5 protein-coding genes are annotated in these 4001 nt (G+C 59.5%); all 5 read right to left on the bottom strand.

Annotated features, from left to right (window positions below; translation table 11 throughout):
- On the bottom strand, window positions 1–105 hold a 105-nt coding region (locus EOL86_12525; protein NCD26400.1), incomplete at its 3' end, for a MotA/TolQ/ExbB proton channel family protein.
- A gap of 9 nt (window positions 106–114) precedes the next feature.
- Window positions 115–1026 carry a MotA/TolQ/ExbB proton channel family protein gene (locus tag EOL86_12520; protein ID NCD26399.1) on the bottom strand — a complete coding sequence of 304 codons (912 nt, stop codon included), beginning with the start codon at window positions 1024–1026 and terminating at the stop codon, window positions 115–117.
- A gap of 15 nt (window positions 1027–1041) precedes the next feature.
- Window positions 1042–1536 carry a hypothetical protein gene (locus EOL86_12515; protein ID NCD26398.1) on the bottom strand — a complete coding sequence of 165 codons (495 nt, stop codon included), beginning with the start codon at window positions 1534–1536 and terminating at the stop codon, window positions 1042–1044.
- Between the two features lie 98 nt (window positions 1537–1634).
- Window positions 1635–2423, bottom strand: a complete 789-nt coding sequence (locus EOL86_12510) for a DUF3450 domain-containing protein (protein NCD26397.1) — start codon at window positions 2421–2423, stop codon at window positions 1635–1637.
- A 659-nt stretch (window positions 2424–3082) separates the two neighbouring features.
- A partial coding sequence (locus tag EOL86_12505; GenBank protein ID NCD26396.1) for an ABC transporter substrate-binding protein occupies window positions 3083–4001 on the bottom strand: 919 nt, incomplete at its 5' end.

The following is a 4001-nucleotide window of genomic DNA, read 5'->3' as shown; positions in this document are numbered from 1 at the left end:
GCGCTCAATGATCAGCACCCACATCCAGCACGAGGCAAAAATCAGAGGGACCATGACCAGCCCTCCGGGGCGCAGGTAGTCGTAGGTTTGGGACAGGAACTCCATGAATTTTTCCTAGCTGCAGGCCGATTCGCGGTAGATGATGTTGGTCAGGGCCACGGCCTTTTCCTCCATGTCGCCGATGATGTGGTCCACGCGGCGGTTCAAAAAGGTATGGACAAGCATGATGGGAATGGCCACGCCCAGACCGAGCATGGTCGTGACCAGGGCTTCGGAAATGCCGCCGGACATCATGCGCGGATCGCCGGTGCCGTGCAGGGTGATGACGTGAAAGGTGCTGATCATGCCCGTGACCGTGCCCAGAAGTCCGAGCAGCGGGGCAATGGCACCGAGCATGTTGAGCATGGGCAGGCAGCGTTCCAGCCGGGGCAACTCCTTCAAAATGGCTTCCTGAAGGATGCTTTCCAAGGTTTCACGGGCCTCGCTCCGGGCCGCAAGACCGGCCTTGAGCACATTGTACACGGGACGGTCTTTCTTCTCCCGGACCATGTCGTCGCATTCCATCCACCGGCCTTGCTGGGCCATGGTGTTGACCTTGCCCATGACCCGGTCGGCGTTGTCGTGAACGCGCTTGAGAAAAATCATCCGCTCCACGCTCATGATCAACGCGACAAGGCCGATAGCCAGAATGGGCCAGACCAGAAGGCCGCCGTTTTTGATCTGGTCCGTCAGGGAATTGGTGTGCACGATCTGGCGCAGGGCCGCGCCGCCGGTGATGTCCAGACTGACCGCCTCGGCCTGCCCATGGAAGTACTGATCAAGAGCGCGCCGCGTAAGCCAGTCCGGCAGGGTCGGCAGGGCGAAAAAGCGTCTGGTGTCTTCCGAGTAGCGCAAGAACCCCGTTTCCTGGCCCTTCATGTAAGCCGCGCTGAAAGGGCCGACGGTCAAGATGGAGCATTCCTCCTCCTGGCCGTTTCGGCCGACGACCGCACCCTGGCGCACGACAACCTCGGCGGACCGGGCCATTTCCTCGAAGTAGGCTTAGGTCAGGATTGTGGCGTCGCGCAGATCCGGAAAATGGTCCTTGTCCATGAGGGGCTGCAAACGATCCACGCGTTGCGGCGTGATCGCGGTCAGAGGAGACTGACGCAGGGATGCGTCCAGATCGCGGGCCGCCACGCGCAGGGTGCCCGTCAGTTCGCGCAGGCCCATTTCAGAATCGGCCTGGGTTTCGCTCAGCTCTTTTTTACGCGCGTCCAGGGCCAGCAGCGCGGTGTTCACGCTTTCCAGCTCGGCCGCCATGGCCTTCACCCGCCCTTCCAGGCCGCCGACTTCGCGTTCCAGGGTCGCGCGGTCTTCAAGGATGCGCCGCGTGCTTTTCTGGGATTCGGCCTGGGCTGCGTCGTATTCGGCCTGGGCCTTGCGCGAGGCCGCGCGCATGTCCTCGGCGGTAGCAGGCAGGGCGGAAAACGCCAGCACACATGCAGCCAGACAGAGCATTGTGGACCAAAGGGAAAAATGTGTCTTTGTATTCATTGCGTTCACCGGAATCCGGGGGGCGTAAGGTTGATGTTCGTGGTCGCCGCCATTGATGCGTTCGGGACAGCGGCGCGTTGGGTTATACGGACGCGCGATCATTGGACGTCGATCCGGCCGATGGGCAATTTGACGAGATCCGCCGTCCGTTCGCGGCGGGCGATTTCCATGGCCTTGACGACCTCGGCCTGATCCTCGTCCGGCAGGGACACAAACCCCTTGGCCTCGCGGTCATAGCGGCCGACCTTGCCTCCGCCCGGAGTGCGGCAGAACAGGCTGACCCGGCCCAGACGAAGCACGTCCAAAAGAAGCGCCTCACCATCCAGGGACGCCGTATCCTGATAAACCTCGACACTGCGGCCGTAATCGGCCTCGATCTGCAGGGCTTCCATGACGCGTCGCGCCTTTTCCGCGCCCGATGCGTCGGGACGCGCGAGAAGTTCGTGCAGGCCGGCGATGCGCTCCGAGCGTTCCTTGGGCAGAAAAGGGATGTCGCGGGCAATGAACCGTTCCAGGTCCGCCACCGTGTTCTCCAGGAAGGGCTGGAGCTTTTGTTCGTATTCCTGGGCGCCGGCAATGCCGCGTTCCGTTTCGGCCACGAGTTTTTGCTCCACGGCCAGCCGTTCGCGCGCCGAATCCAGCGCCTGGCGGACACGTTTTTCTTCCTCTTGGGAAAATTGATACTTGCTCTGGAGTTCGTTCTTGCGGTTTGACCAGTCGTCTTCCTTGTGCTGTGTCTGCTGGCGCACCTCGATGGACTGCTCCAGGGTCTCGCGGACCTGCCCCGCGTTTTCGGCCCGCGTGGCGCCTCCCGTCCCCAGAACTACGGCGCAGCCAATGACCAGGGCGGCCAACGGCGCGTGGATTCGGTCTGTCTTCATGTCCATTCCTTGTTTCGCTGACGTGAAGGCGTGAAAAAAAGGCGACTTTCACGATTCATGAATTTTTTATGCCTGCCGTCAGATATTTTGTTTTTTGTTTTCGGCGGAATTTGCCGTGATTCTCATTTTTATTTTTAGCTTCAGTTAACTCGTCAGCCCCGTGGATTCCCCTTTTTCAGACCACGGCGTCATCGCCAAACAGCCCTCAAAACCAAAGCCATTTTTATAGCATTCTATTTTACAAGAAGTTATTGATTTGGCTCGGCTTCAAAAAAGGGACGCGGCACAAATGCGCTGCGAAAGGACTCTACGGATAAATTTAGCAAAGACTAACTCTTGAAGCCAAAAAACAACGCCAAAAGCCAAATACGACCGGCAAAAGCCATATTTGGCCCGCATTTGAATTCTCGTGCAAAATCGCCCAGACGCCCCCTCCCATGCGGGCGAAACACCCACGTTCCCAGGGAGAATTCATGGCGCGATCGAAAGGTGAATTACAGACCAGGGGCCCCAAAAATTGTCGGGAAGGAGCCCGACCACGCGACTCTCGCGGTCGCGTGATCGGGCCATGTTCGGGGTGGGACCAGTTTCATGAATCATGTCACGACTGGCAAAGTCGCCCAAGGACTCGACCCGAGGGCTCGGAAAAAATCAAGTGGGAGCGTTCAGCGGCCCAGGGCCAAAGCCCATTTGCGCAGAATTTGAGGATATTCGATAACGCTGGAATCGATGTACAGGGGCAGGGCATAGACGGCCATGTCCCGGATGGCTTTGATTTTGGCAAGATCAGGCGTGGTCTGGAGCTGCCGCGCCAAGGCCTGCTGCACGGCCGTGGCGTCTCCGGTCATGACAATGACGTCCGGGTTGGCCGCCAGCAGCGGAGAAAGGTCGGCCTCGCCCTTGATCTTGCGCACGGGGTAGTGACCATTGGATGCCTCGGCTGTTCCCTTGAACGCGTCACCGACATTGGCGCAGCCAAGGGGGCCCAGCAAAAATTTGTCCGCATAATACCGTGGGGATTCGACGCGCAGCAGGCATTTCCCGGTGTCCGGCTGGTAGGTGCCATTGATGATGACGACGGTTTTTCCCTTGGCCGATTGCGGCAGGCCGGCCTGAACTTCCGCGAGTTCCTTGGTATGCTTGGCAATCAACTCCTCGCCCTGTGCTTCCCGGTTCAGAAGCTTCGCGGTCTGGCGGATGGCCGTATCCAGACCCTGGGAAAAATCCACGTATTCGATGCTGGCGCCCGAATCCTTGAGCAGGGGCACGACGTTTTCCGGCTTGAGACCGGGCGTGAACAGACAAAACTGGTCATTTTTTTCGATAATGACCCGGGAAATGCCGTGCGTTTTCAGCGCCCCAGGCACGGCGTTTTTTCTGGCCGTGGTCACGCATTTGGGGCAGCCGACGGGCTGGGACACGGTTTTAAATTTATCGGCCATGGGCCACAGCGAGGCCCGCACGGACATGCACTCTGGCAGCACGCCAAGATTATAGGCAATATCCACAACCCGGTCCCCGACCATGACGGCGGGCAGGGTTTCGATGGTCGTTGTTTTCGGGGCGGCCAGAACCGACGAGGGG

Source organism: Deltaproteobacteria bacterium (genome assembly GCA_009930495.1).
Lineage (GTDB): Bacteria > Desulfobacterota > Desulfovibrionia > Desulfovibrionales > Desulfomicrobiaceae > Desulfomicrobium.
Note: the sequence above shows the minus strand (reverse complement) of the source record. Positions and strands in the feature narration are given on the sequence as shown.

Bases quoted from the DNA above. Each gene is read 5' to 3' on its own strand.
- EOL86_12520 (NCD26399.1), bottom strand. From the start codon at position 1,026: ATGGCCCGGTCCGCCGAGGTTGTCGTGCGCCAGGGTGCGGTCGTCGGC.
- EOL86_12515 (NCD26398.1), bottom strand. From the start codon at position 1,536: ATGAATACAAAGACACATTTTTCCCTTTGGTCCACAATGCTCTGTCTG.
- EOL86_12510 (NCD26397.1), bottom strand. From the start codon at position 2,423: ATGGACATGAAGACAGACCGAATCCACGCGCCGTTGGCCGCCCTGGTC.